Origin of the sequence: Micromonospora sp. NPDC051227 (genome assembly GCF_044455385.1) — a bacterium.
Lineage (GTDB): Bacteria > Actinomycetota > Actinomycetes > Mycobacteriales > Micromonosporaceae > Micromonospora.
In genome coordinates this window covers 1-25,909 of record NZ_JBITET010000001.1, presented here as the reverse complement: position 1 = coordinate 25,909, position 25,909 = coordinate 1, and the positions used below count along the sequence as shown (strand labels likewise).

Here is a 25,909-nt window from a genome sequence, read left to right as displayed (position 1 = left end):
GCTCAGGCGCCCGACCTGTTCCCGGCAGCCACCACCTGGCCCTGCACCTGCCCCAGCACTGTCTGCACGTCAGCGAGAATGTCCGCCGGCACCCCCAACTCGGTCAGCGTCACCGTCAGGTGCTCGCCCACCTTCGCGTAGTGCTCCACCGTGATGTTCAACGGCTGGTGCGCCTCGGCCAACCCGCGACCCGTGTACTCGTTCGGGCCACCCAGCACCACAGTCAACATCAACGCCAAATGCCGCCGCTGACCCGCCATGTCCACGTCAGCGAAGTAACCCGCCAGCTCCGGGTCCGCGAGCACCTTGTCGTAGAACAGCTCGACCGCCGCCTTGACCGAACTGGCACCGCCAATGCGGTCGTAGTGCGAGGCGGGAGCAGTCTCTTCCGTAACCGTCACGGTCGTTCCTTCCGGGGATGAAGGGTCCAGAACCGTCAGGCACCATAGCGTGTCAACCGCTTCCGGTCATCGCCCCCTTATCGGATTCCCGACAACAGGCCACGACGCTGCGTCACCACTACCGATGGGTACTTCCACAATCGGCCACCGGGACGACACCCACCGTATCCACAGTGGACCATGAGGGCCGACGAATCCCCGCTACCGTCACCGACGGTCGCGAGAAAACAACGGAAAAAAACCGAAAGATCGTACGGTCAGCCGGCGCGCCGGCGCGCCCGCCGCGCCGCCAACTCGTCACCCACCGGATCCGGGCCCGACGCCACCGCCGGCTCCACCGGGCCACTCGTCGCCGGCTCCGCCGGCAGATGCGACAACGACCCCTGGATCTCCTTGAAAGCCCCACCGATCGCGATGCCGAAGACCCCCTGGCCACCCTGCAACAGGTCGACCACCTCCTCCGGAGACCGGCACTCGTACACCGTCGTCCCATCAGAGATCAGCGTGATCCCCGCCAGATCCTCCACACCACGCGACCGCAACGCCTCGATCGCCTTACGGATGTTCTGCAGGGACACCCCCGCATCCAACAACCGCTTCACGACCTTCAACACCACCAGGTCCCGGAACGAATACAACCGCTGCGTCCCCGAACCCGAGGCGTCACGAACGCTCGGAACCACCAGCGTCGTCCGCGCCCAGTAATCCAACTGCCGGTAACTGATGCCCACCGCGTGGCAGGCCGTCACACCCCGGTAGCCAACCGAACCGTCACCCTCAGCCGCCACACCTGGCGACGAGGCACCCGACTCGTCGAACTCTGCACCCGGATCGGAATCCCGCGGCTCGTGCATCCGGACAACCTCCCCGTCAGTGTGGCGACGCATCGTTTCCTCCGACGCGCACCCCTCGACATGGAAACCCTATCGCCACCGTCAGGGGTTACCACGGAGGAACCGACGCGACACGCCGCGCAGCCACCGAGAAAGATCACCAACCAAACACGGGCACACCTCAGCCCGCGAAATCCTCCGGACGCACCTGATCCAGGAACTCGCGGAACTTCTCCACCTCGTCCTCCTGCTCATCAGGGATAACGATCCCCGCCTCGCTGAGGACCTGCTCCGCACAACGAATCGGCGCACCAACCCGCAACGCCAACGCGATCGAATCGCTCGGCCGCGCCGACACCCGCACCCCATCGCCGATCAACAGATCCGCGTAGAAGACGTTCTCCTTCAGCTCGGTGATCTCCACCGCCTGCAAGGGCGCCTTCAACGCCGCCAACACATCCCGCAGAAGATCATGCGTCAACGGCCGGGCCGGCTTGACCCCCTGCTGCTCATAAGCGATAGCCGTGGCCTCGACCGCGCCGATCCAGATCGGCAGATAGCGGTCCCCCTCGACCTCCCTGAGCAGGACGATCGGCTGGTTGCTGGGCAGCTCCACCCGAACTCCGACCACGCTCAGCTCGCGCACCGCCGCCTCCGTGTCGTTGTCACCTACGCCGCACCGCGCCCTTCTCTGCACGGTACACGGACCGCAACACGGCCGTCCCATGCGCTACAGCACCACGCCCGCGCCGAAAAGGGGTTACCCCGGCAAGCCTACGGCACGCTTCCCGGAAGAGATCTTTCCGCTCGACCGCCACCCACCGGCACCCTCACCGACCCAACGTCGACCGCAGCCCCACCCGCACCAACGCCGCGTGCAACTGCTCCGACAACGCCACCAACTCCCGCGCCGTCTCCGCCGCCCGCGCCCGCGCCGCCGGATCACTCTGCCGCGCCAACGGGGCCACCAACTGCGCGAACAAACCGACCTCCCGGTCCGCCGCCGTCCGATAACCCCGCAGGTGCCGCGGCTCCAACCCGTACGCCGCCAACCCCGCCACCGCCGACGCGATGATCAGAGCATCCGCGTCATACCACCCCGGCGGATCCGACACCAGCACACCGAGCCGCTCCAACTCCACCAACGTCGACTCGTCGACCCCACTGCGCGCCACCAGATCCGCCCGGCCGAGCCGCACCTGCGACGACTCGGCCGGCTCCGCCAACTCACGACCCGGCACCGCACCATCGGGACCAACCGCCACCAACGCCGGCCGCGACCGCCCCGGCTGCTCACCGGACGAATCCCACTGGGCCAACTGCTCCCGGATCACCCGCAACGGCAGGTACTTGTCCCGCTGCGCGGTCAACACGAACCGCAACCGCGCCACATCGTCCCAGCTGTACTTCCGGTAACCCGCCGCCGTCCGCTGCGGCTCGACCAAACCCTCAGCCTCAAGAAACCGCAGCTTCGAAATCGTGGTATCCGGAAAATCCACCCGCAACTGCCCAAGCACCTCACCGATGCTCATCAGCGGCTCAGACCGAGCCGCCCCGGGTGACATGGAGGCCGCAGGCTCGTTCACCCCCGGCCGGCCTCCTCCTCCGGGCGCGGACCGGCGATGAACACCACCCGGAACTTACCGATCTGGACCTCGTCACCATTGCTCAACGTGGCCGCCTCAACCCGCTCACGATTGACGTACGTGCCATTCAGGCTGCCCACGTCCCGCACCGTGAACGTCCCACCATCGCGGTGGAACTCCGCGTGCCGACGCGACACCGTCACGTCGTCCAGGAAGATGTCACTGTCCGGGTGCCGGCCACTGGTCGTCACATCGTGGTCCAACAGGAACCGGGCACCCGCATTCGGGCCTCGACGAACCACCAGCAGCGCCATACCCGGCGGCAACGAACCGGACATCCGGCTCGGCACCACATCGGTATCCGGCCCCTCCAGCACTTCGTCGAGCGAACCGAGATTGAGCGTCGAAGTGACGTCGAGTGGGGGGAACTCGTCGTCTGGCCGCGTCATGGGACCACCTCACGGATCTGTTCGGTCGGCGTCGGGTAATGGCGGGTCTGGCCGCCGGGCACTTGAACACCCGGCGGCTGGCTCCCCGTGCCAGGGAAGGCAATTCCGCAACGCTCAACTATTGGGTTCTCGGTCGACTGGGCGAGCCTAGCCAGCGCCGAAATGCAGGGCAACCGGACGCGCGCAGACATCCCACGCACCGGATCAAGCACACTCAGCCTTCGGTGATCTTCTGATACGCGGCCGCCGTCAGCAACCCATCCGTCGCAGTCGGATCGTTCGGCGTGATCTCCACCAACCAACCCTCACCGTACGGATCAGTGTTGATCAGCTCAGGCGTGTCAGCCAACGCGTCGTTGCGCGCCGCCACCGTACCGGCCAACGGCGCGTAGATCTCCGACACACTCTTGGTCGACTCGATCTCACCCAACGAGTCACCGGCCGCGACCACCGCACCCGCCTCGGGCAACTGCACGTACACGATGTCACCGAGCGCGTCCTGCGCGAAGTGGGTGATGCCGACCCGGACCGAAGCCGTGCCGTCACCCGCCACCCACTCATGCTCGGCGGTGTATCGCAGATCCTCGGGAATCACCAGACGCGTCCTTCATCCATCGGTGCCCCGGACCACCCGGGTCCGGCGCGGCCGCGCCGGTCAGGAGACCGGACGGGCGTGTTCCAACTTGATCGGCACGTGCAGCGCCGAAACCTCGGCAACCTCACGCTCCCCAAACGTCACGTTACCGCCGTCACCCCGGACCGACGCCACCACCCCACCAGGAATGTTCAACGCCGTACGCATCGTCGCCGGATCACCGATCACCGTGATCGTGTACGGCCCCGTCAACCGACGCCCCTCCACCATCAACGACCCGTTGTCCCCATCGAGGAAGTACGTCGAGGCGATGATCCGCACCGTCGCCCGATCCCCACCGGAAATCTGCATCGCCTCGGCGCCCGCACCACGCAGCTCCTGCACCGCGTCCAACACCCGGTTCGCCGAGATCGGCTTCACCCCGGCGTCGAACTGCACCGTCAACCCCGGACCCACCGCCGGCAACGTCCCCGCCAGGATGCCCAACTCGTCCGCCCGCCGCGTCGCCTCATCCAACGCCGCCTGACGACCCTGCTCACCCGAGCGCAACTGCCGCTGACTGTCCTCCAGGGCCCGGATGTCCTGCTGCAGCCGGTTCTCCCGCGCATCCAGATCCGACAAGATCCGGACCAGGTCCTCCTGCCGGGTGGCCCCCAGCGTCGGGTCCGTCGACGTCGTCTTCAACTGCACGACCAACGTGAACCCCAGCAACGCCAACAACGCGGCGATCATCACCCCGGCCGTACTCCACCGGGACCGACCAGCCGCCACCGGCGCCGCCGACTCCCTCGACCCGTCGGAAGCCGCGACCGGCGGCTCCGCCGACCCGTCGGAAGCCGCGACCGGCGGCTCCCCCGACCGCGACATCGCGTTCAGGTCGACCGTCGCGCCATCGTCGACCGGCCCCACACCCGGCTCCGCCGCAGGCTCGTCATCCGACGGCTGCGTCGGCCCCTGCGGCGCCAACGGGCTCAACTCATCCGGATCCGGCGCATCCGGCCGCGGATCCGGCTCACCCGCCGGCCAACCCGGCCGCACCGGACCCGCCGGCTGCGGCCACCCGGTCCCCGTGTCGGTCTGCTCGTCACTCATCGCAACCCAACCTACGCCCGGAACAGGTGCCGACGGATCGCCGCCACGTTGCCGAAGATACGCACACCCAACACCACGACCACACCGGTGGACAACTGCCCACCCACACCCAACTGGTCACCCAGATACACGATCAGACCAGCCACCAGCACGTTCGAAATGAACGACACCACGAACTGCTTGTCGTCGAAGATGCGGTCCAACCGGGCCCGCACCCCACCGAACACCGCGTCCAACGCGGCCACCACCGCGATCGGCAGGTACGGCTGCAACGCCGCCGGCACCGTGGGATCAAGCCACACGCCCAGCACCACACCGGCGAGCAACGCCAACACCGCGATCATCGGCCACCTCCGGAGGGGCTAACAGTCGTCGCCGGACCGGACGACCCGGGACTGCCGGAACGGACACCCGACGCGGAAGGGCTCGGACTGACCGACGGCTTGGCGTAGCGTAGCTGCGGCTCCGGCGCCGCCGGCAGGGTGAGGTCATCCGCCTCCCGCACACCGAACGACAACCCCGTCCCCTGCGCGACCTTCCGCATCAGCGCCGCGTTGCGGCTGTCCTCGAACTTGCGCCGCATCGAACCCGGCCCGATCGCCGACACCTCGTACGGCCCGGTCACCGGCCGGAAATCCACGAGCATCGCCTCACCCGCCGACCGGATCGTCGACGTCGACGTCAACCGCTGCCCGTTGATGGCTATCGCCTCCGCGCCAGCACTCCACAACGCGTTCGCCACACCCTGCAGGTCGCTGTAGAGCACCCGCGGCGGCCCAGCGCCGGCACCGGTGACCGCGTCCGCCTTGTCCGGCGCGTCCGCCAACCGCACCACCACACCATCACCGCGCACCCGACCCAGCCCGGTGCTCGCCTCCAGGTTGCGCAGCCGGGCGGCGGCCGACCCGCTCAACGCCGCGTCCCGCTGCCGACTGACCTCCTCGCGCAGCTGATCCGCCCGCGTGGACAACCGGTCGGTCTGGCTCTCCCGTTCCTTGATCTGCGTCACCAGACCCGAACGGGCCTGGCTCCGCCCCGGCTCGTCCGCCATCGTCTGCCGGTACGCGACAGCGAACAGGAAACCGAGCATCACCACCACGACCAGGCTCACCGACCGCGCCGGCAAGGCCCGCCACCCGCTCGCCGGAGCCGACTCCGCCGAGCGTCGACGCGCGGCAGCCGCGTCCGCGTACCCCGGATCCAGCGGGTTGCGGAACAGTTCGGTGAGGAAGTCCGGCGCGTACACCCGGTCCTGGCCGGGTTTTCCCAGCCGCGGCGCGCTCACGCCGCCGCTCCCGGACCGCGCGCCGCGCGCACCAGCCGGGCCGCCTGCACGACGTACATCCCGCCGGCCACCCAGTACAGCACCAGCCCCCACCAGGCCAACGCCCAACCGATGGCGCTCGCCGCCGTCGCCACGTCGGTCGTCGCACTGGCCAGCAACAGCACCGGGAACGCCGCGAGCAGCAGGAACGTGGCGGTCTTGCCCACGTAGTGCACCGGCGGCGGCCCGTACCCGTAGCGACGCAGCACCGCCAGCGATGCCAGCAGGAGCACCTCACGGGCCAGCAGCGCCGCGGTGAACTGCCACGGCACCACCTCCCGCGCGGTGAAGGCGACCAGGGTGGCGAGGATGTAGAGCCGGTCGGCTAGCGGGTCGAGCAGCTCGCCCAGGCGGCTCACCTGGTGCAGGCGGCGGGCGAGCCAACCGTCGACCCAGTCGGTGGTGCCGCCGATGGCCAGCACGATGACCGCCGCCACGTCGGCCCGCTCCACCAGGAACAGGTAGAGGAACAGCGGCACGCCCAGCAGCCGTCCGAAGCTGATCAGGTTGGGCAGGGTGAGCACCTGGTTGCCGGGAGTCTCGTCACCGGTGTCCCGCGGTTGCTCTGCCCGAGCCGGCCGACGCGACACCGATCCTCCTCCACGGCACGCGGGCCCCCGGCCGGCGCCGGGCGCGGCTGAGGGTCGTACGCGCTGTCGGGCCGACCAGCGCCGGCTCTCCCCTGCGGCCCCGGGCGGGGCCCCTTCCCCTGATGCGGCCCGCGATCTCGAAGATCGCGGGCCGGGTAGGTGCGCTGCCACTATATCGGGCTTCCTCTCGCCGGCCTGGCGCCGCCGCGGGCTGTCGGTGCGGCTGTGCTGCACTGTGGCGTGGATCACCGCGCCTAAGGCGTCCTAGGATACTACTGGAAGAGGAAAACGACACTCAGGCCGTCTGGACGGCGGGGTCGGTCTGCTGCTCGGGCACCGACGTCGCCGCCTGAGCGAACCCGACCAGCGCCAGCAACAGCTCGTGCTGCATCCGCACCGGCATCCGGTCCAACACCGCCTGCACCGCGCGCTGCCGTCGCTCAGCCAACTCCCCCAACAGGGTCAGCGCCGCAGCGGTCGGCACCAACCGCACCTCACGCCGGTCACGCGGATCGGCCACCCGACGCAACAGCCCGGTCGCCTCCAACCGGTCGCACAGGCGGCTCGCCGACGAGGGCACCACGTCCAGCAACTCCGCCAGCCCGTTGACGTTGGTCTCCGGACGACCGCTGATCAGCGTGAGCACTCTCAACTGGGTGGGCGGCACCTGATGCCGCGACGCGGCCGACTCCAGCACGGCGATCAGCGTCCCGGCGGCCGCGTCGATCGCCGCGGCGAGATCTGCAGGTCGCTCCACCTGATGTCCCCTGCCGTCGTCGCGCTGGTGCCCGCCCGGCAACGCGGCGGCGAATCTCACCCCGTGCCCCGTTCGCGCGGACCGTGCCAGTCCAGACAGACCACGACGGCGTCGTCGCGCAGATCGGAATCCGCGTGATAGGCGTGCAGTTCGCGCATCACCGTACCAACCGCCTCGGCCGGCGGCTGCAGCCGCGTGGCGCGCAGGGAACGAGCCATCACCCGCTGCCCGTACGGCTCCTGACCCGGCGGCTCGGCAGCCCACACCCCGTCACTGACCACGAAGAGCCGGTCACCCGGGGCGAGTTGCACCTCCTGGAGCTCGTAGCGGGTCTCGGCGAACATGCCCAGCGGCAGCTGCTGATCCAGCTTCAGAGGCTCGACCGTGGACCCCCGCATCCGCAACAGGTGGGGGGAGCCCGCGTCGACCGCCCGCACCCGGCCGAGGCGAGTGTCCACCTCGAGCAGCAGGGTGGCCACGTGCCGAGCGCCACGGTGTTGGTAGAAGACCGTGTCCGAGGCCAGCTCGGCCTGTTCCACCAGGCCGCCGCCGGAGCGCCGCGCGTTGCGCATCGCGTTGACAGTGACGGCGGTCAACAGGGACGCCGCCAGCCCACTGCCCTCGCCGTTGAGGACCGTCACGGTGAGACGGTCGCCGTCCAACGACCAGTCAAAGTGGTCGCCGCCGACCGTGTAAGCCGGTTCGAGCTGGCCGGCCAGCTCGAACGCGTGGTGGGACACACCACGACCGGGCAGCAGGTCCCACTGCATCTCGGCGGCCATCGTCAGTCGCTCCCGACGGCGGGCGCGCCGGTAACGGTCGGTCTCCCGGTCCGCGGCGCGCATCGCCACGGCCAGGGCGCCGGCGATGTCCGTCGCCCGACCGGTGACCGTCGCGTTCGGTACGGTCGGAAGCTCGATCAGCAGCACGCCAAGCCGCTCCCCCCACACTGTCAAGGGCAGGTAGAGCCGGCAGGGGCCTTCACCGTCGCGTACCGGCTGCTGGCTGCTGAAGCAGCGCTGCGCCACGGTGTGGCAGGCCAGGAAGCCGCCCGCCGGGAGGTCCGGGTCCAGCACCGGCCAGAGGCCGCTGATCCGGTAGTCGGCGACGAAGACGTCGGTGCGCCGCGCGCCCATCGCGGACCGGATCGCCCGGTCCGCCGCCTCCGCCAACTGGTCGGGCGGAGCCTCGCGCAACGCGCGCGACACCACGTCCGGCGCGTCTACCATCGTCGTCCTCCCCCGAAGCTTGCTATAGGGCAAGCATCATACGGACGCCACCGGACGGATGATCGGCGCGGTCAGTCACCCGCGCGGGTCGCGAGCACACCGTGGAACGCGTCGGGCACCCGCGCCGGCGGGCCGTCCGGCCGCCACTCGGCGACCGGGACGATCCCGTCCGCCGTCGGCGCCCACCGACCCAGCAGGGGCGCGAACGCCGCCGGTGCACGCATCCGGAACTGCGGTCCCATCATGGCCAGCGCCTGCGGGTGGCCGGCCAGCTCCTCGGTGTCGAAATCCACCGCGAGCAGGCTGCCCGGCGCCGCGGCAGCGTACAGCTCGTCGAGGGTGCGGGTCAGCGTGGCGTCGTCGAGGAACGCGGCCAGGCCGAGGAAGACCACCCCGACCGGCCGTCGACCCCAGCCCGGCACGAAACGGTGCAGCTGCGCCGGGTCGACAGTCCCGATGTCGGTCGCGTCGCCGAAGCCGTAGCCGGCCCGGTCGCTGCCGGCGAGGATGCTCCGTCCCAGTCGGATGGTGACCGGGTCGACGTCGGTGTAGAGCACTGTCGCGTCGGTGGCGACCTCGTGCACGTTGCCCATCGTCGGCACCCCGGCGCCGAACACCAGGAACCCGTCCACGCCGTGGGCGGCCATCTCCCGCACCGCCCGGCCCAGGAACGCCCGCAGCTCGCGGAACACCGGCGCGCACGGCCCGTACGCCTGCTCGAACGCGTTCGCGGCGGCCACGTCCACGGGGAAGTGATGCTGCCCGCCGAGCCAAAAGTCGATCATGCGAGCGGTGCTCGGCTGGTCTGGTTCACCCATCGGCGGCGCTCCCTCCCCGGTCGTCGCCAGCGTACCGACCGGGACGCGCTCAGCGGTATCGCGGCGCGAGGGCGTCCGGGCCCGCGATACTGGCCGCGAGCGGAGGTGGGCGGTGAACTCGGCGAACAACGCGGCGGTGGTGGTCGGCGTCGACGGCTCGGAGTCGGCGCTGCGCGCCGTGCGCCTTGCCGCGACCGAGGCGGCGCGCCGGCACCGACCGCTGCGGGTCGTGCACGGCTTCATCTGGCCGCTGCTGCACGTACCGGTCTCCCCCGCCCCGGACGCGCCGCCCGGCAGTGGGCTGCGCCACCGCGCCGAGGAGCTGGTCGAGGCCGCGGTGCGCGAGGCCGAGGCGACAGTGCCCGGGTTGTCGATCTCCGGCGAGATCATCGACGGTGAGGCCGCCGCGGTGCTGGTGGGCGAGTCCCCCACGGCCGCGCTCATCGTGCTCGGCGACCGCGGGCTGGGTGGGTTCTCCGCCCTGCTGGTCGGCTCGGTCGCGGTGCAGGTCGCCGCGTACGCCGACTGCCCGGTGCTGGTCGCGCGCGGCACGCAACGACCCGACGAGCCGGTCCTGGTCGCGGTGGACGGCTCGGAGGCCTCCCGGCGGGCGGCGGACTTCGCCGCCGAGACCGCCGTGTCGCTCGGCGTGCCGCTGGTGGCGGTGCACGCCTACCGACATCCTGGCAGCAGCGGTCCGGGCGACATGCAACCCCTGGTGTACGACGAGGCGAAGCTGCACGGCGAGCAGGAGCGGATGCTCGCCGGGTGGCTGACCGGGCTCACCGAGGACCATCGGGGTCTGCGGTTGACCTGCCAGGTGGTGCATGGCCGAGCCGGCAGTGTGCTCGCCGAGGCGTCCCGCTCCGCGCAGCTGGCGGTCGTCGGTGGGCGTGGGCGCGGCGAGGTGACCGGGTTGCTGCTGGGGTCGGTGAGCCAGTCGATGCTGCACCACGCGCAGTGCCCCGTGGTCGTGGTCCGCGCGCCCCGGTAGCGCGCCGGGGTTCGTCCGCCACCAGACGGGTAGACGGCCGCGGTACGCCCAGCGGACGGTGGGCAGCACCAGGTGCCCAGACCGACGAAGGAGGCACAGATGCCAGGACCACGGCCGGGCAGTAACGCCTACGACAAGCAGCGCGCGCGGTTGCGCAACGCGATCGACGACTCCGGGCGTCGGGTACCCGACGGCAAGGCCAACCAGGTCGCGAACCGGATCCTCCAGGAGGATCGCGGTCAACGGGGCGTGGTGCGCGGTGAGCGGACGTACGGCCCGAAGAGCGAGCGCGAACCGGGCGATCCGAAGTGAGGACTGTCGACGTGGCCGACGGCGTGATCGCGGGCGCCGTCGGCAGCACTGCGCTGAACGTGGTCAGCTACCTCGACATGGCGCTACGGGGACGACCGGAGAGCGACGTCCCCCAGGAGACCGTCGACCGGCTGGCCGGGATAGCGCATGTGAACCTGGGGAACGGGGCCCGGGCGGCCAACCGCCGCTCGGGCCTCGGGCCGCTGATCGGTTACGGGCTGGGCGTCGCCGCGGGCATCGGGTTCGCGCTCTACGCCGGTGGTCGACGTCAGCCGTTGCCGATGGCCACGGGTCTGCTCGGCGCGGGCGTCATGACCATGACCGACGGGTCGATCACCGTGCTCGGGATCAGCGACCCGCGTACCTGGCGGCGCTCCGACTGGATCTCCGACATCATCCCGCACCTCGCGTACGGACTGGCGGCCGCCGCCACCTGGAACAGGTTGCGGCGGCCGTCAGGTCGCGCTCGTTAGTCAGCGGGTGTCGCTGTCGTCCTCGGCCACCGGCTCACCGGCCGGGCCGTACGGCGACACCTGCCCCTTGGGCACCGGTCGACCGGCGTCCCCGCGCGACGAACCACGGTTGAGCGGGTGCCCGGTCGGCTTGGGCCCCTTGCTGTCCTGGCTGGTGGCTCCCTTGGCGTTGCGCCGGAGCTCTTCCTGCTGCGGGTTGACCACGGGTGTCTCCCTTCCGGGTACGGGGGCGGCATCGACCGCCTCCACCGTCGGCATACCCGCCCGCCCCGGTGGCATTCCGGCCGTGGTCAGCGGTGCGACGGCTAGCGGGTCCTCAAATGGGTAACCCGACGGGGTGGGCAATGATCGAAGTGTGGTGCGGGTGCTGCTCGACCGGCGTGGCCGCACGTACGCCGAGGAGGCCGGTATCCGGCTCTCCGACCGGCCCGGGCCGCTGTATCAGCTGCTGGTGCTGACCACGCTGCTGAGCACCCGGATCCGCGCGTGCGTGGCGGTGGACGCCGCGCGGGAGCTGTTCGCCGCCGGCTACCGCACCCCACAGGCCATGGAGGCGGCCAGTTGGCAGCAGCGCGTCGACGCGCTGGGCCGGGGCCACTACCGCCGCTACGACGAGCGGACCGCCACCATGCTCGGGACCGGCGCCCGGCTGTGTCTGGACCGCTGGCACGGTGACCTGCGACGCCTGCACCGGGAGGCCCAGGGCGACCCGGCCGGGCTGCGGCGGCGGCTCACCGAGTTCCCCGGCATCGGCCCCACCGGCGCGGACATCTACCTGCGCGAGGCGCAGACGGTCTGGTCGGACGTGCGCCCGTACGCCGACCGTCGGGCCCTGGCCGGGGCGAAGCGGCTGGGCCTGCCGGGATCCCCGGACCGGCTCGCCGGTCTCGTCGACGAACCGGACTTCGGCCGGCTCGCGTCAGCCCTGGTACGGGTGGCGCTGGGTGAGGAGTCCGCCGGTGAGGTCACCCGCGTCGCCGCCCGCTGAGGCGCTCACTTGACCGTCTTGTCCCCCGGGCGGGTCAGGTGCCACACCAGCAGCGCGGCGAGCAACGCCAGGACCACCACCCCGCCGGAGATGCCACGGCCCTCCTCGGGGCTGCGGCCGGCGCTGCCGAAGTAGATCACCGCGAGGCCGGCCAGCACCGTGACGAACGTACGCAACCCTCGGTCCTTCACGTCTGGCACGGTAGGCGGACCGCGTTCCCCGCTTTGTCAATTTGGACCTTCTGTCAGCCTTCCGGGTGAACCCTCAGCGCTCGGTGACGAACCCGCAGAGCCGCACCCGGCGCACCGCCCGGTCGGCGACCTCCACCACCTGCAGGGTCAGCCCGGGCAGCCGCACCGTCTCACCCGGGGAGTCCGGCAGGTGCCGCAGTCGGGCCAGCACCAGACCAGCCACCGTCGTGTAGTCCCGGGACAACGGGAAGGTCAGCCGCACCCCCAGGTCGGGCAGGTCGTGCAGTGGGAAGTCGCCGGGCACCAGCAGCGACCCGTCCGGTTCCCGGACGACCCCGCGCACGTCCCGGTCGGTCTCGTCGTACAACTCGCCGACCACCTCGGCCAGCAGGTCCTCCATGGTGATCATGCCGTCGATGCCCCCGTGCTCGTCGACCACCAGGGCCAGTTGCTGATGTTCCTGCCGCAGCTGACGCATCGCGTCGGCGACCGGCAGGGTCACCGGCAGCAGCAGCGGCGCCCGGACCCGCTCACCCACCGGGGCGGTGCCGGCCCGCACCAGGTCGCGGATGTGCACCACCCCGAGCACCTCGTCCAGGCCGCCGGGGCCGGTGACGGGAGCGCGGGACCGCCCGGCGGCGGCGAGCCGCCGGACCCCCTCGTTGGCGGCCAGACCGGCGGGCAGCGTCGTCACCTCCCGCCGGGCCACCAGGATCTCCCGCAGCGTCCGGCCGGCGATGTCGAACGCGCCGGTCAGGATCTCCCGTTGCTGGGCCGACAGGCCGCGCTGGCTGGCCAGCACCTCCCGCAACTCCTCCTCGGTCATCTCCTCCCGGTTGGCCCGCGGGTCACCGCCGGCGAGCCGCACGACCGCGTCGGTGGCCCGGCTGAGCAGCCACACCGCCGGCCGGGACACCCGGGCCAGCAGATCCAGCGGGCCGGCGCTCAGCAGCGCCCAACGCTCGGCGCGCTGCATGGCCAGCCGCTTCGGGGCCAACTCCCCGAGCACCAGCGTGACGAAGGTCAGCAGCACGGTCACCAGCACCACCGCGGCGGGACGCGCCGCCCCGCCGAGGAAACCCAACGGCCCGACCAGCGGCGAGGCCAACGACACCGCGGCCGCCGCCGAGGCGAGGAACCCCGCCAGGGTGATGCCGAGCTGGATCGTGGCCAGGTAGCGATTCGGGTCGCGGGACAGCTGCACCAACCGGTCGCCGGCGCGGCTGCGCCGGCCCAGCCGCCGCAACTGCCCCTCCCGCAGGGTCACCAGCGCCATCTCACTGCCGGAGAGCGCGGCGTTGACCAGCACCAGCACGGCCACCAACGCCAACTGCCCGAGCTGACCGCCCATCGCGTACCCCCGTCCGCCGCCTGAGGTCACTCAACCGCAGCGAAGCGCGGCGCGGGCCCGGTTTGCGACCGCGCCCCCGCTCAGTCGACCTCCAGGTCGTCCAGCGAGATGGCGTGGGTCATCAGCCACCGGGCCAGCGCCGACATCCCGAACAGCCACAGCGGCACCGACTCGGTGGGGCCGTTGGTGGCGTAGATGGCGAAGCGCAGGTCCGGTGCCCGGTACGCCTCGATCCGCCACCGGTGCTGCCGGTCCCGCCAGACCGCCGAAGGGTCCATGGCGTCACCGTAGGTGACCGTCGCCGGCCTCGGGGCCGGTTGGCCCGGCACCGCCGGCTCAGCCCGGCACCACAGTCGTTCCGAACATGATTCGCGCAACTGACACCAGCAGCCCGATCCAGAACCAGAACCATCGGGTACCGGCCAGCGGTGGCGCTCCGCCGATCAACCGGCCCAGCCAGAGCAGAGTCAACACACCGCCGAGCAAGTGCGCCGTGTCGCCGCCGGCGTACCACGGGTCGGCGACGGCGGCGAGCCGCGCATCCGGCCCGGTCTGCGCCGACCGGTCCGGCCCAGCGGGGTACGACTGCGGGTTGGGCGGTTGTACGGATGCGTACCGGGTCCGACCGCTGGGCAGCGTCCACGCGATCATCCAACCCGCCTGTGCGGGCCGCGGGGCTCCACCCACCACGCCAGAGACGCCCACAACACCCACAGCACCGGCAGCCCCCAACGCAGCGCCACCGAGACGACGCCCCGCCACCGACCACCGAACGGCCGCGACCGGGACGGGGACACCTCGATCATCAGCCAACCGTCGCATCCCTGCACGAACGTGTCAGCACCGGATCGGCGCGGCGGTCAGCGGTCAGGTTGATCCTGGTCCGTCGGCACGGTGGCTCGTCGGACGCACTCGCGAAGCAGAGCACGACGTCGGAAATGCACGTCGTCGGGTTCCTTGCTGCTGGCCGCATAGACGTTGCTCACCGGCGACCAGGCCATGGACATCGCGATAACCAGGGCCATGATGTCGAACGGGTCACCGCGGCGGACCCGCCCGGCGGCCTGGGCCTCGGCGATGGCCGTGAGCTTGCGGTCGTCGTGGTGCTGGTGGGTCTCGACGAGGTGGCCGGCGGGCCGGCGTTCCAGCCGCGTCCAGGTCGCGAGCCGGATGAGGTCGGGGCGGCGCAGGTATTCGTCGTAGAGGCGAACGGCCCAGTCCGCGAGATCGTCGGCGTCGATGGGCACGACGTTGGTGATGCGCTCCAGCGAGCTGAGGAAGATCGCGTCGAAGAGTCGTTCCTTGTCCCCGAAGTAGGCGTAGAGCTGCGCCTTGTTGGTGCGGGCCGCCGTCACGATGCGTTCGACGCGTGCCCCGGCGATGCCGTGTTGGGCGAACTCCTCGGTGGCGGCGTCCAGGATGCGCTGGTAGGTCGCGGCGCCTCGCGAGGTCAGGGGCTGCTCCGGCATGCTCCCACCCTAGCAAAACAGAACGGTTGGTTTGCTTCGGCTCGCCGTCCGACCTAGGCTGCACAGACCGAACAGTCTGTTTAGAGGAGTCGATCATGCGAAGGACCACCGGATGGCGAGCGACCGGCCCGACGACGCTGCGGCGTACCCCGATCGAGCGCCGTGACCTACGCCCAGACGACATCGCGGTGCGGGTCGACTACTGCGGGGTCTGCCACAGCGACCTGCACGCCCTGCACGACTACGACCAGCACACCGAGGCACCCCTGGTGCCGGGTCACGAATTCACCGGCGTGGTGACCGGCATGGGCCCCGAGGTGACCGGCTTCTCGATCGGCGAAAGCGTCGCGGTGGGCAACATCGTCGACTCCTGCGGCGCCTGCGCCATGTGCGCAGCCGGACAGGAGAACTTCTGCCACTCCTTCCCGACTCTGACCTACGGCGGCACAGACCGGCTGGACGGGTCGACGACCCTGGGTGGTTTTTCCCGCGAATACGTCGTGCGGAACACCTTCGCCTACCCGCTCCCCGCCGGCCTCGACCCGGCCGCAGCCGCCCCGCTGCTGTGCGCCGGCATCACCGTCTGGGAGCCCCTGCGCTCTCATCACGTCGGCCCAGGCAGTCGCCTCGCCGTGGCTGGGCTCGGCGGCCTGGGCCACCTCGCGGTCAAGATGGCCGTGGCACTCGGCGCTACCACGACCGTGATCAGCCGCAGCCAGGACAAGCGGGACGACGCCCGCCGGCTCGGCGCACACGACCTCGTCGACTCCACCGATCCCCAGCAGATGGCTGCGGCCCGCGACACCTTCGACCTCGTCATCGACACCATCTCCGCACCGCACGACCTGGCCCCGTACCTGAAGCTGGTGACGATGGACGGCACCCTCAGCCTGCTCGGATACCTGGGTCCGGTGACCGTCGAGACCACCGACCTGCTTGTCGGCCGCAAGAAGCTCAGCTCCGCCGGGAGCGGAGGCCGCCGCTCGACAGCTGAGATGCTCCAGTTCTGCGCCGACAACGGCGTCACCGCCGACATCGAGGTACTCACGTCGGCGCAGGTGGGCGCGGCATTCGACCGCCTCCGGCGCAACGACGTCCGCTACCGCTTCGTGCTGGACATGTCCGACCTGGATTGAAGGTGGTTGGCCAGGTCGCGGCGCGGCGCTCAGGTGACGACGATCCGGGCGTCGTCGGGCAACCGGCGGGTGGCGCCCCGCCGGTCCAGCAACTCCAGCAGTGGCACCGCCACCCGGCGGGTGGTGTCCAACGCCTGCCGGGCCGCCGACAGGGTGAACGGCTGCGGCAGACCGGCCAACACCCGGACCGCGTCGTCGAGCGCGTCGGGCAGCAGCACCACGTTGTCGGCCAGCCGCAGCAGGGCGCCGGCCCGCACCGCGGCGCCGATCTCCCGGGGGCCCAGGCCGAGGTCGACGAGGCGGTCCGCTTCGGGGGCGCGGAACGGCCGGTCGCCGTACTCGGCGCGGACCCGTTGCACGGCCAGGGCCACCGGTTCGGGCAGCGCGTTGGCGCTCGCCGCCCCGACCCGACCGGCATGGATCCGCAGCGGCGGCCGAACCAGCGCCTCGACCAGCACCCGGTCGGGCAGGGCGAGGCGCTGACGCAGCGCGTCCACCGGCATCCCGGGCTCCAACGGGTGTTCCCGCGCGTGCCGGGCGACCTCTTCGGTCAGCCGCTCGCCGAGCCCCCGCCAGTACGCCGGGTCGGCCAGCCAGTCACCGGCCACCGGCTCGGCGTACACCGGTACGCCCATCCGGAGCAACGCGCCGGCCCGGATCAGCCGGCGACGGCGCAGCTCCCCCGCCAGGTCGGGTCGACCGTCCAACTCGGCGAGGACCTGGGCGCGGGCGGCGGCCGCACCCCGTCGGCCAAGCGGTGGGGGTGCCACGTCCAGCACCCGCACCCCGCCGCTGACGTGGTGGCGGCCCGGGTCCCGCAGCAGCGCCCGGTCACCCACCAGCAACGGCAGCGGGCGGGCCAGCCGCAGCCGGACGGTGTCCGGGCCGAGCGGGCGCACCCGTACCGGCACCGCCGCCGACCCGACGTGCAGGGTGAGGGTGGCCGGCAGGTCGGCGGCCGGGTCGCCGGCGAGCCGGACGTCGACCAGGTCGGTGTGGTGAAACCGACCCGGGGTGAGCAACGCGTCGCCCCGGCCGAGCCGGTCGCGGGGCGTAGCGCGCAGGTTGACCGCCACCCGGGCGACCGCCGCCGCCTCCACTCGGGCCTCGCCCAGAGAGTGCAGGCCACGGACCCGGACCGGCTCGTCGGCGCCGGCCAGCTCCAGTTCGTCGCCCACCCGCAGCCGCCCGGCGCCGAGGGTGCCGGTGACGACGGTGCCGCTGCCCCGCACGGTGAAGCTGCGGTCCACCCACAGCCGGACCGGTTCGTCCACCACCGGCGCGGGCAGTTGGGCGGCGAGCCGGTCCAGGGCCGCCCGCAGCTGCGGCAGGCCGGCGCCGGTCAGGCCACTGACCGCCACCGCCGGCACCGCGCCGAGGCTGGTCTCGGCGATCTCGGCGCGGGCGCGGGCCGTCGCCGGCCCCGGATCGGCAAGGTCCGCGCGGGTCACCGCCAGCAGGCCGTACGCGACGCCGAGCGCGTCGAGCGCGGCCAGGTGCTCGGCGGACTGCGGCATCCAGCCCTCGTCGGCGGCCACCACGATCAGCGCCGCCGGGACCGGGCCGACCCCGGCGAGCATGTTCGGCACGAACCGCTCGTGCCCTGGTACGTCGACGAAGGCGACGGTGCCGCCGGACGGCAGCGTCGTCCAGGCGAAACCCAGGTCGATGGTCATTCCCCGGCGGCGTTCCTCGGCCCACCGGTCGGGTTCCATCCCGGTCAACGCCCGGACCAGTGTCGACTTGCCGTGGTCGACGTGCCCGGCGGTCGCGACGACGAACACGCTCAGTCCTCCCCGGGTACGCGCAGCACGGCCTCGCGGACGGCCTCGTCCGCGTCGGCGGGCACACAGCGCAGGTCGAGCAGGAGCCGACCGCGCACCACCCGGCCCAGGACCGGCGGGTCTCCGGTGCGCAGCGGCACCGCGTACCGCTCGGGCAGGCTCAACGCCCACGAGTCCAACTCCACCCCGGGAGCGCCGCCCCCGCCGACCACCGCGACGGCCGGCACCACCTCCGCCTTGCGGCCGTCCGCGCCGAGCCGGTCCCGCAGCCGCTCCACCCGTTCACGCAGGGCACCCGGGTCGGCGTGCAGCGCCGCCCGGGTGGGGGTGTCCGGTTGGTGCACTGTGGCGGCCAGCGCGGCCAGGGTGAGCTTGTCCACCCGAAGCGCCCGGGCGAGTGGGTGGCGACGCAACCGCTCGATCACCTCGACGTCACCCAGCAGCAGCCCCGCCTGCGGCCCACCGAGCAGCTTGTCGCCGCTGGCGGTGACCAGCGCTGCGCCCGCGCGCAGGGTGCTGGCCGCGTCCGGTTCGTCGGGCAGCAGCGGGTCCGCGCCGAGCAGCCCGGAGCCGATGTCCGCGACCACCGGCACCCCGAGCGTTGCCAGTTGCCGTACCCCGACGGCGGAGGTGAATCCGGTGACCAGGAAGTTCGACGGGTGCACCTTGAGCACGAAGCCGGTCTGCGGACCGAGCGCGGCGGCGTAGTCCGCGACTGTGGTGCGGTTGGTGGTGCCCACCTCGCGCAGCCGCGCGCCGGTGCTCTCCAGCAGGTCGGGCAGGCGGAAACCGTCGCCGATCTCGACCAGCTCGCCCCGGCTGACCACGATTTCCCGGCCGGCGGCCAACGCGGTGGCGGCCAGCACCAGCGCGGCGGCGCCGTTGTTGACCACATGCACCGCGCCCGCGTCGGGCACCGCGGCGGCCAGCGCGTCGAGCGCACCCCGGCCGCGACGGGCCCGCCGGCCGGTAACCAGGTCCAACTCGACGTCGGTGTGCCCGGCGGCGGCCACCACCGCGGCGACCGCGGCGGACGACAACGGGGCCCGACCCAGGTTGGTGTGCAGCACGACACCGGTGGCGTTGAGCACCACCCGGGGGCCGGGCGTGGGCAACGCGGCGACCGCCGCGTCGCGTACCTCGTCGGGGTTGAGCTCGCCCCGACGGGCGCGGCCCTGCGCGTGGGAGACGATCGCCTTGACCTGCTCCCGGCCGAGGGTCACGGCGGCGGCGGCCAGCACCGGGTCGGCGAGCAGCCTGTCCGTACGGGGCACCCGACGTCGCGGGTCCACCGGGCCGTCGCCCATCACGTCATCTCCTGCGAGCGGTGTGGCGGAGACGGACGGGAATCGAACCCGCCTGGCCCGGGTCCCGGACCACTCCGGTTTTGAAGACCGGGAGGGGCACCAGCCGCCTGAACGCCTCCACCGGACATTCGATCACACCGCGGGCGGCACCGCCCGATCAGATGGAAGATCCATGCCGGTTCGCCGCGCCTCGACCCGTTCGCGCTGCGGCACCACCGTGTAGCGGGGGTCGCGGGCCGAGGCGACGCCGCCGTAGAAGATGCCGAACCGGGTCAGCACCGACGCGGCCAGCAGCGCGGTCCCCGAGAGCGCCCCGACCACCCGGCTGTGCCGGCCCAGCAGAGCACCCGCCACCCCGCCGGCGGTCAGCAACCGCCCGGCGCGCAGCAATCGACCCGGCCGACCCAACCGGTAGGGCTCACTGAGCAGGCCGAGGCGGGTCTCCACCCGATGCGCGCCGTACAGCTCCAGGGCCGCGCCGGCCACCGCCATCCGGCGGGCCGGCCCGGCCTGGGCCGGCGGCGCGGCGAGCAGACCCACGCCAGCGCCGCTGGCCAGCGCGCTGCCCGCGAAGATCACCGGCAGCTCGGGGTACGCCTCATGCCAGGACGGCACCGCCGTGTCGGCCAGCAGCACCCCGGTGTACGTGGCCAGCGCCGGCGCGGTGCCGGCGGCGAGCAGCCCAGCGGCGTGCCCGATCGACGGCAACGCCCGGCCGGCCAGCCCGAGCAGACCGTGCCGGGGCAGCACACCGGCCGCCTCGGCGATCGCGGCGACGCCCGCCGCCGGCCCGTACGCGGTGAGGATCCAGGTGCCCATCGACATCGGCGAGGTCGGCTTGGCCACCCGCAGCATGTGGTGGAACCGAGCCGGCCGGCCCAGGTCCTTCACCAGGAAGACGGCGCTGGCGCTGACGGCGGCCAACGCGGTGATCCGACCGGCGCGCCGCAACGCGGGCCGCCCGGTGAGCTGCCCGCCCGCGGCCAGCAGCGACGAGCCGGCGGCCAGCCCTCCGGTGAACAGGTACGCGGCGATGTCCCACTTCCAGACCGGTGCCTTCAGGATGGGCCGACCGTAGTACGACGTGAACTCCGCCTCCGGCACCCGCAGTTCCTCGCCGCCGCCGCGCCGCCTGCCCCGCCGGCCCCCTTCGGTGCTCCGCCGCGCCGTCAGGTCGCCCCGGCGGCTGCTGGCGGCGGTGCCCCCGTCGTTCGGATGGTCGCCACCGCTCGTGGCCGCTGCACCGCTCGCGGCGCTGGGGCGGTCGTCGCTCACCTGTGGTCGGTCGCCGCCCTCGGCGGCGAGCCGCTCCCGGAAGCGACGAAACCGGTCGCCCACGGGGCCCGGTGGGGTCATGAGGAACCTCCGACGAACGCGGCGACGGTCGCCGCCGCCATGGCGAGGGCCGCGAGGCCGGCGCGCTTCCACATCTTCGGCAGATCACGGGTGGTCACGACCGGGTCGGGCGGCAGCCCGTACACCTCGGGTTCGTCCAGGAGCAGGAAGAACGCCCCGTCCCCGCCCACGCCGTCGTTCGGGTCATTGCCGTACAGGCGGGCCTCGGGGACCCCCCGGTCGTGCAGCGTCGCCACCCGGGCGGCGGCGCGTTCACGCAGATCGTCCAGGGGCCCGTACTGGATCGACTCGGTCGGGCACGCCTGCGCGCACGCCGGTGTCATGCCCGCGCCCAACCGGTCGTAGCACAGCGTGCACTTCCACGCCCGACCGTCGTCCTTGCGCTGGTCAATGACGCCGTACGGGCAGGCGGAGATGCAGTAACCGCAGCCGTTGCAGATGTCCTCCTGCACCACCACCGTGCCGAACTCGGTCCGGAACAGCGAACCCGTCGGACAGACGTCCAGACACGCCGCATGCGTGCAGTGCTTGCAGACGTCCGACATCATCAGCCACCGGAAATCCGTACGCCCCTCCGGCCCGGACCCACGCCCCGGCGGCTGGGCTCCCGGCATCCCCAGGAACTGCGGCACCGCGCCACCCCGGCCCGCGGCGGTCGGATCGGCCGCGATCGCGCCGAGCACGTCCGCCGGCCCGCCCCCGGCCATCCGGGCGGCGGCGGACGGCGTGCCGGTCGGCACACCCGGGTCCGTGCCGGTGCGCTCGCTGGTGCCAGCCGCCGCAGCCGCAGCCGCGGCGCTGACCGAACCGTCGGTCGGCGTTCCCGCGAACGGTGGCGTGCGGTGACCGGCCGGCCGGGGTTGCTCGATGAACGCGACGTGCCGCCAGGAGTTCGCGGTCAACGCGCCAGTGTTGTCGTAGGACATACCCAGCAGGTCGAGCCCGCTCTCCGGGACGCCGTTCCACTCCTTGCAGGCCACCTCGCACGCCTTGCACCCGATGCAGACGCTGGTGTCGGTGAAGAACCCCATCCGCGGCGGCGCGTTCTCGTAGCCCGCGTCAGGTGCCGGGTCCAGCGGGCCGTACAGGCTGTTCGGGTCAGGAAGCACCGTGCTCCTCTCCCTCACTGTCGGCGGTGACCGCCGGGGCGTTGTGGCCCGGGTTGATCCCGGCACGCCGCTGGTAGTCGGCCACCAGGTCCAGCAGCGCCGGCCCGGACGGTCGGCGGCCGGGCCGCACGTCGCAGGTGCCGACCTTGCTCTCCTGGATGAGCACGTTCGGGTCCAGGCTGATACCGAACAGGTCGTTGGCCGAGTCGCCGGTCACCAGACCCTCGAAACCGAAGTGGTACGGCAACCAGACCTGGTGGATCAACCGATCCTCGACGCGCAACGGGGTGAGCCGGTCGGTCACCAACACCTTCGCCTCGATCACCGCACGGCCGCTGATCAGGTGCGCCCAGCCCAGGTGGGCGAGGCCGCGTTCGACGGCCAACTCCGGGGACACCTCCACGAACATCTCGGGTTGCAACTCGGCCAGCGGCGACACCGTCCGGCTCATCGCACCAGCGGTGTGGTGCTCGGTGAGCCGGCTGACAGTGAACACGTACGGGAACACCTGGCTGTGTTGCTCCGGCGGGCTCGGGTTCACCGAGTTCACCGGGTGCGCGTACATCTTGCGGGTCGGGTTGGCCTGCTGCCCGTAGAGCGGGTTACGCACCGGCGACTCCACCGGCTCGTAGTGCGTGGGCATCGGTCCGTCCAAGACACCGCTGGGCGCGTACAGCCAGCCCTTCCCGTCGCCCTGCATGATGAACGGGTCGTCGCCGGCGATGCCCTCCGTCCCGGACGCGCCGGGTGGCGGCCGGTACGACGGCGGCTTGGTCTTCTCGAAGTCCGGCACGTCGTAGCCGGTCCACTCGCCCTTCTCGGCGTCCCACCAGACGTAGCGTTTGCGCTCACTCCACGGGTTGCCGTCCGGGTCGGCCGACGCACGGTTGTAGAGGATGCGCCGGTTCGCCGGCCACGCCCAACCCCACTCGGCGGCCACCCAGTCCTGCTCGTGGCGGGACTTGCGCCGGGCCGCCTGGTTCACGCCGTCGGCGTACACCCCGGTGTAGATCCAGCAGCCGATGGCGGTGGAGCCGTCCGCGCGGGCCTCCGCGAAGCTGGACAGCGGACGGCCGGTCGCCACGTCGTACCCGTTGATCTCGCGAAGCACCGCTTCGGCGCTCGGCTCCGCGTGCGGACCGTGCGTGGGGTAGTCCCAGGTGAGGTCGAGCAGCGCCCGGTCGCGCGGCAGCTGCGAGTCGGCCAGCTTCTCCCGCAATTTGCGGCCCAGGTGATAGAAGAACCACAGCTCGGAGCGGGCGTCACCTGGCGGCTCGACGGCCTTCTCCCGCCACTGCAACAACCGCTGCGTCTGGGTGAACGTGCCCTCCTTCTCCACGTGCGACGCGGCGGGCAGGAAGAACACCTCGGTGCGGCACTCCTCCGGCACGATCTCCCCGGTGGCGACCTCGGGGCCGTTCTGCCAGAACGTCGCGCTCTCGATCATGAACAGGTCCCGGACCACCAACCAGTCGAGGTTGGCCATGCCCAGACGCTGCGCCCGGCCGTGCGCCGACCCGACCGCCGGGTTCTGCCCGAGCAGGAAGTAGCCCTTGATCTTGCCGTCGATCATGTTCAGCACCTGCTGATAGGTGCCGTGGTCACCGGTCAGGCGGGGCAGATAGCCGTAGCAGTAGTCGTTCTCCGGTGTCGCCGCGTCACCCCAGTAAGCCTTCAGCAGGCTGGCGGCGAACGATCCGGCGTTACCCCAGAAACCCTTCTGGCCGGGGTGGCGGATGCTGTCCACCCACTCGTCGAAGGTCGGGTGGTCGGCGTGGTGCGGCATCGGCAGGTAACCCGGCAGCAGGTTGAACAGCGTCGGGATGTCCGTGGAGCCCTGGATGCTGGCATGACCGCGCAGCGCCATGACCCCACCACCCGGACGACCCATGTTGCCGAGCAGCAGCTGGATGATCGCGCCGGTGCGGATGTACTGCACGCCGACGCTGTGCTGCGTCCAGCCCACCGAGTAGATCAGCATCCCCGTGCGTTCCCGGCCGGAGTTTCGCGTCCACGCCTCAGCCAGTTCGAGGAACTTGTCCTGTGGAATGCCACAGACCCGCTCGACCATCTCCGGGGTGTAGCGGGCGAAGTGTCGCTTGAGGATCTGGTAGACGCAGCGCGGGTGCTGCAACGTCTCGTCCCGCGGGGTGTCCCCGTCGACCTGCGCGCCGTGCGACTCGTGCTCCATCCCGGACGCGCTGTCGCGCTCCTTGGCCGTGTGCCCACTGCCGGAGGAGCCCTCGTTGCCCTCGTACTGCCAGCTGTCCTGCACGTAGGTGTTGGTCTCCGGATCGAACCCGGAGAAGAACCCATCGCCGTCCTCGGTGTCGCTGAACTCCTCGCTCACGATCGTCGCCGCGTTGGTGTACGACAGCACGTACTCCCGGAAGTCCAGCTCGTTGTCGAGGATGTAGCGCACCACCCCGCCGAGCAGCGCGATGTCGGTGCCCGCCCGGATCGGCAGGTACGAGTCAGCCAGCGCGCTGGTACGGGTGAACCGTGGATCGACGTGGAAGACCTTCGCACCCTTGCGCTTGGCCTCCATCACCCACTGGAAACCCACCGGGTGTGCCTCGGCCATGTTCGAACCCTGGATGACGATCACGTCAGCGTTGGCGATGTCCTGCTGGAAATCCGTCGCACCGCCACGACCGAAGCTGGCCCCCAGACCGGGGACGGTGGCGGAGTGTCAAATACGGGCCTGGTTCTCGATCTGAAGGGCCCCCATCGCGGTGAACAACTTCTTGATGAGGTAGTTCTCCTCGTTGTCCAGCGTCGCCCCACCCAGACTGGAGAAACCCAGCGTCCGGTTGAGCGGCCGGCCCTGCGTGTCGACGTCCTCCCAGGTCTGCTCACGAGCCGCGAGCATCCGGTCGGCGATCATGTCGAGCGCGGTATCGAGCTCCAGATCCTCCCACTGCGTCGAGTACGGCCGGCGATAGCGGACCGTGGTCTGCCGCAACGGACTGGTGACCAGGCTCTTGCTGGCCGCGCCCTTCGGGCAGAGCCGACCCCGCGAGATCGGGCTGTCCGGATCGCCCTCGATCTGAGTGACCTGCCCGTCCTTCACGAACACCCGCTGGCCGCAACCGACGGCGCAGTACGGGCAGACGGACCGGGCCATCGAATCGGCGGTATCGGTGCGGGCGGTGAGCGCGCGGGACCCGTCGGACTTCGCCGCGGCACCCCGGCCCAGCGGGTCGGTGCCGGTGAGCTGACGGTAGACCGGCCAACCCTCGATAAAGGTTCGTAAACCCAACCCCGACACCCCCTCCCACGCGAGCGACCCTCTGAAGATAGGGCAACTGAGACAGGTTCGCGAACCGAGGGACTGACCCCGGCCACCGGTGTGGCGGTCCTCGCGGCGAGGAAGCAAGACAGCGCCGCCCCCGGTTGGTGAGCCGGGGGCGGCGCTGGTGTCGGTGTGCAGGTCGCCTCTCGGCGAGTGGCACGACGCGGCTCCAGCCGAACGGTATTCCGCGAGGGCGATATTAGGTGAGGCCCGGGGACACTGAGTCACACCGACACCCTCCACAACCAACCCGCACCCTGCGTTGTTCCCGCGCCCCGCCGAGTCGTCCCGCCACCGGACTCCATCGCTGCACCGCCGGTCGCCAAACGGCCACAACACCCACCATCCTGCCGCGCGCTTCGGCCACAACCCACGAGATCTTGGACAGTTTCCGTCCTGTGGGCGGGCTCAACCGGTGGTTGCAACACTGAGGAGCTGGGTCATCTTCTCACCGGGGGTGGCCCAGCCCA

At 71.5% G+C, this 25,909-nt stretch carries 29 protein-coding genes and 1 tRNA gene; 5 read left to right on the top strand and 25 right to left on the bottom strand.

The annotated features are described in order from the left end of the window. Nucleotides 1-2 precede the first annotated feature (2 nt). The 13 genes from ACIA47_RS00150 to ACIA47_RS00090 all read right to left on the bottom strand — a co-directional run bounded on the left by ACIA47_RS00150 (nucleotide 3) and on the right by ACIA47_RS00090 (nucleotide 9,674). On the bottom strand, nucleotides 3-401 hold the full coding sequence (locus tag ACIA47_RS00150) for a group 1 truncated hemoglobin (protein ID WP_112587033.1): 399 nt from the start codon (nucleotides 399-401) through the stop codon (nucleotides 3-5). 257 nt (nucleotides 402-658) lie between these two features. Next, nucleotides 659-1,255: a MerR family transcriptional regulator gene (locus ACIA47_RS00145; protein WP_145788361.1), complete on the bottom strand. Its 597-nt coding sequence runs from the start codon at nucleotides 1,253-1,255 to the stop codon at nucleotides 659-661. A gap of 160 nt (nucleotides 1,256-1,415) precedes the next feature. Next, nucleotides 1,416-1,880: a bifunctional nuclease family protein gene (locus tag ACIA47_RS00140; RefSeq protein ID WP_030492026.1), complete on the bottom strand. Its 465-nt coding sequence runs from the start codon at nucleotides 1,878-1,880 to the stop codon at nucleotides 1,416-1,418. Nucleotides 1,881-2,064: 184 nt separating this feature from the next. Further along, nucleotides 2,065-2,766, bottom strand: coding sequence for a MerR family transcriptional regulator (locus ACIA47_RS00135; RefSeq protein WP_203121165.1), 702 nt, complete (start codon nucleotides 2,764-2,766; stop codon nucleotides 2,065-2,067). A 50-nt stretch (nucleotides 2,767-2,816) separates the two neighbouring features. Beyond that, the gene (locus tag ACIA47_RS00130) at nucleotides 2,817-3,269 is read right to left on the bottom strand and encodes an FHA domain-containing protein (protein ID WP_007071101.1); all 453 of its coding nucleotides are present in this window, start codon (nucleotides 3,267-3,269) and stop codon (nucleotides 2,817-2,819) included. Nucleotides 3,270-3,483: 214 nt separating this feature from the next. Then, complete coding sequence (gcvH, locus tag ACIA47_RS00125; protein ID WP_203121151.1) at nucleotides 3,484-3,864, bottom strand: glycine cleavage system protein GcvH; 381 nt, start codon at nucleotides 3,862-3,864, stop codon at nucleotides 3,484-3,486. Nucleotides 3,865-3,924: 60 nt separating this feature from the next. After that, the gene (locus ACIA47_RS00120; protein WP_396704086.1) at nucleotides 3,925-4,956 is read right to left on the bottom strand and encodes a DUF881 domain-containing protein; all 1,032 of its coding nucleotides are present in this window, start codon (nucleotides 4,954-4,956) and stop codon (nucleotides 3,925-3,927) included. 11 nt (nucleotides 4,957-4,967) lie between these two features. After that, the gene (locus ACIA47_RS00115; RefSeq protein ID WP_030327710.1) at nucleotides 4,968-5,300 is read right to left on the bottom strand and encodes a small basic family protein; all 333 of its coding nucleotides are present in this window, start codon (nucleotides 5,298-5,300) and stop codon (nucleotides 4,968-4,970) included. After that, the gene (locus ACIA47_RS00110; protein ID WP_203121146.1) at nucleotides 5,297-6,241 is read right to left on the bottom strand and encodes a DUF881 domain-containing protein; all 945 of its coding nucleotides are present in this window, start codon (nucleotides 6,239-6,241) and stop codon (nucleotides 5,297-5,299) included. The genes ACIA47_RS00115 and ACIA47_RS00110 overlap by 4 nt, the downstream gene beginning before the upstream one ends. Further along, nucleotides 6,238-6,870 (bottom strand): CDP-alcohol phosphatidyltransferase family protein, encoded by a 633-nt coding sequence (locus tag ACIA47_RS00105; protein WP_203121143.1) that lies wholly within the window; start codon nucleotides 6,868-6,870, stop codon nucleotides 6,238-6,240. The genes ACIA47_RS00110 and ACIA47_RS00105 overlap by 4 nt, the downstream gene beginning before the upstream one ends. A 295-nt stretch (nucleotides 6,871-7,165) precedes the next feature. After that, a complete protein-coding gene (locus ACIA47_RS00100) occupies nucleotides 7,166-7,627 on the bottom strand; it encodes a MarR family transcriptional regulator (protein WP_203121140.1) in 462 nt (153 codons plus the stop codon). A gap of 56 nt (nucleotides 7,628-7,683) precedes the next feature. After that, nucleotides 7,684-8,856 (bottom strand): PP2C family protein-serine/threonine phosphatase, encoded by a 1,173-nt coding sequence (locus tag ACIA47_RS00095; protein ID WP_203121137.1) that lies wholly within the window; start codon nucleotides 8,854-8,856, stop codon nucleotides 7,684-7,686. Between the two features lie 71 nt (nucleotides 8,857-8,927). Continuing rightward, nucleotides 8,928-9,674: an SAM-dependent methyltransferase gene (locus tag ACIA47_RS00090; protein WP_396704082.1), complete on the bottom strand. Its 747-nt coding sequence runs from the start codon at nucleotides 9,672-9,674 to the stop codon at nucleotides 8,928-8,930. A gap of 112 nt (nucleotides 9,675-9,786) precedes the next feature. Between ACIA47_RS00090 and ACIA47_RS00085 the strand changes: the two genes are divergently transcribed. From ACIA47_RS00085 to ACIA47_RS00075, 3 genes are all read left to right on the top strand, one after another. Beyond that, nucleotides 9,787-10,668, top strand: a complete 882-nt coding sequence (locus tag ACIA47_RS00085; protein ID WP_396704080.1) for a universal stress protein — start codon at nucleotides 9,787-9,789, stop codon at nucleotides 10,666-10,668. Nucleotides 10,669-10,767: 99 nt separating this feature from the next. Beyond that, nucleotides 10,768-10,980, top strand: coding sequence for a phosphatidylethanolamine-binding protein (locus tag ACIA47_RS00080; RefSeq protein WP_088948250.1), 213 nt, complete (start codon nucleotides 10,768-10,770; stop codon nucleotides 10,978-10,980). Then, nucleotides 10,977-11,453 (top strand): hypothetical protein, encoded by a 477-nt coding sequence (locus ACIA47_RS00075; protein ID WP_203121132.1) that lies wholly within the window; start codon nucleotides 10,977-10,979, stop codon nucleotides 11,451-11,453. The genes ACIA47_RS00080 and ACIA47_RS00075 overlap by 4 nt, the downstream gene beginning before the upstream one ends. On the opposite strand, the gene ACIA47_RS00070 is transcribed toward ACIA47_RS00075, so the two are convergent. Continuing rightward, the gene (locus ACIA47_RS00070) at nucleotides 11,454-11,657 is read right to left on the bottom strand and encodes a hypothetical protein (RefSeq protein WP_203121130.1); all 204 of its coding nucleotides are present in this window, start codon (nucleotides 11,655-11,657) and stop codon (nucleotides 11,454-11,456) included. A 133-nt stretch (nucleotides 11,658-11,790) separates the two neighbouring features. On the opposite strand from ACIA47_RS00070, the gene ACIA47_RS00065 reads away from it, so the two are divergent. Then, on the top strand, nucleotides 11,791-12,441 hold the full coding sequence (locus ACIA47_RS00065; RefSeq protein WP_203121128.1) for a hypothetical protein: 651 nt from the start codon (nucleotides 11,791-11,793) through the stop codon (nucleotides 12,439-12,441). A gap of 5 nt (nucleotides 12,442-12,446) precedes the next feature. On the opposite strand, the gene ACIA47_RS00060 is transcribed toward ACIA47_RS00065, so the two are convergent. From ACIA47_RS00060 to ACIA47_RS00040, 5 genes are all read right to left on the bottom strand, one after another. Then, complete coding sequence (locus ACIA47_RS00060; RefSeq protein ID WP_036410487.1) at nucleotides 12,447-12,632, bottom strand: hypothetical protein; 186 nt, start codon at nucleotides 12,630-12,632, stop codon at nucleotides 12,447-12,449. Between the two features lie 73 nt (nucleotides 12,633-12,705). After that, the gene (locus ACIA47_RS00055; RefSeq protein WP_396705304.1) at nucleotides 12,706-13,983 is read right to left on the bottom strand and encodes a hemolysin family protein; all 1,278 of its coding nucleotides are present in this window, start codon (nucleotides 13,981-13,983) and stop codon (nucleotides 12,706-12,708) included. Between the two features lie 80 nt (nucleotides 13,984-14,063). Continuing rightward, entirely contained in the window at nucleotides 14,064-14,261 is a 198-nt protein-coding gene (locus ACIA47_RS00050; RefSeq protein ID WP_030327722.1) for a hypothetical protein, read from the bottom strand. Between the two features lie 58 nt (nucleotides 14,262-14,319). Further along, complete coding sequence (locus ACIA47_RS00045) at nucleotides 14,320-14,634, bottom strand: hypothetical protein (protein WP_396704077.1); 315 nt, start codon at nucleotides 14,632-14,634, stop codon at nucleotides 14,320-14,322. Between the two features lie 209 nt (nucleotides 14,635-14,843). After that, entirely contained in the window at nucleotides 14,844-15,452 is a 609-nt protein-coding gene (locus tag ACIA47_RS00040; protein WP_203121122.1) for a TetR family transcriptional regulator, read from the bottom strand. A 95-nt stretch (nucleotides 15,453-15,547) separates the two neighbouring features. Here ACIA47_RS00040 and ACIA47_RS00035 point away from each other — a divergent pair, with 95 nt between their 5' ends. Next, nucleotides 15,548-16,588 carry an NAD(P)-dependent alcohol dehydrogenase gene (locus tag ACIA47_RS00035; RefSeq protein WP_396704074.1) on the top strand — a complete coding sequence of 347 codons (1,041 nt, stop codon included), beginning with the start codon at nucleotides 15,548-15,550 and terminating at the stop codon, nucleotides 16,586-16,588. A 29-nt stretch (nucleotides 16,589-16,617) separates the two neighbouring features. On the opposite strand, the gene selB is transcribed toward ACIA47_RS00035, so the two are convergent. From selB to fdh, 6 genes are all read right to left on the bottom strand, one after another. Next, nucleotides 16,618-18,372 (bottom strand): selenocysteine-specific translation elongation factor, encoded by a 1,755-nt coding sequence (selB, locus tag ACIA47_RS00030; RefSeq protein ID WP_396704072.1) that lies wholly within the window; start codon nucleotides 18,370-18,372, stop codon nucleotides 16,618-16,620. Between the two features lie 2 nt (nucleotides 18,373-18,374). Further along, the gene (selA, locus tag ACIA47_RS00025) at nucleotides 18,375-19,679 is read right to left on the bottom strand and encodes an L-seryl-tRNA(Sec) selenium transferase (protein ID WP_396704070.1); all 1,305 of its coding nucleotides are present in this window, start codon (nucleotides 19,677-19,679) and stop codon (nucleotides 18,375-18,377) included. A 23-nt stretch (nucleotides 19,680-19,702) separates the two neighbouring features. Beyond that, a tRNA-Sec gene (locus tag ACIA47_RS00020) sits at nucleotides 19,703-19,798 on the bottom strand. A gap of 13 nt (nucleotides 19,799-19,811) precedes the next feature. Continuing rightward, on the bottom strand, nucleotides 19,812-21,035 hold the full coding sequence (gene nrfD / locus ACIA47_RS00015; protein ID WP_396704068.1) for an NrfD/PsrC family molybdoenzyme membrane anchor subunit: 1,224 nt from the start codon (nucleotides 21,033-21,035) through the stop codon (nucleotides 19,812-19,814). Further along, nucleotides 21,032-22,144, bottom strand: a complete 1,113-nt coding sequence (locus ACIA47_RS00010) for a 4Fe-4S dicluster domain-containing protein (protein ID WP_396704066.1) — start codon at nucleotides 22,142-22,144, stop codon at nucleotides 21,032-21,034. The genes nrfD and ACIA47_RS00010 overlap by 4 nt, the downstream gene beginning before the upstream one ends. After that, a complete protein-coding gene (gene fdh / locus ACIA47_RS00005; protein ID WP_396704063.1) occupies nucleotides 22,134-25,406 on the bottom strand; it encodes a formate dehydrogenase in 3,273 nt (1,090 codons plus the stop codon). Before fdh ends, ACIA47_RS00010 begins: the two co-directional genes overlap by 11 nt. Nucleotides 25,407-25,909 lie beyond the last annotated feature (503 nt).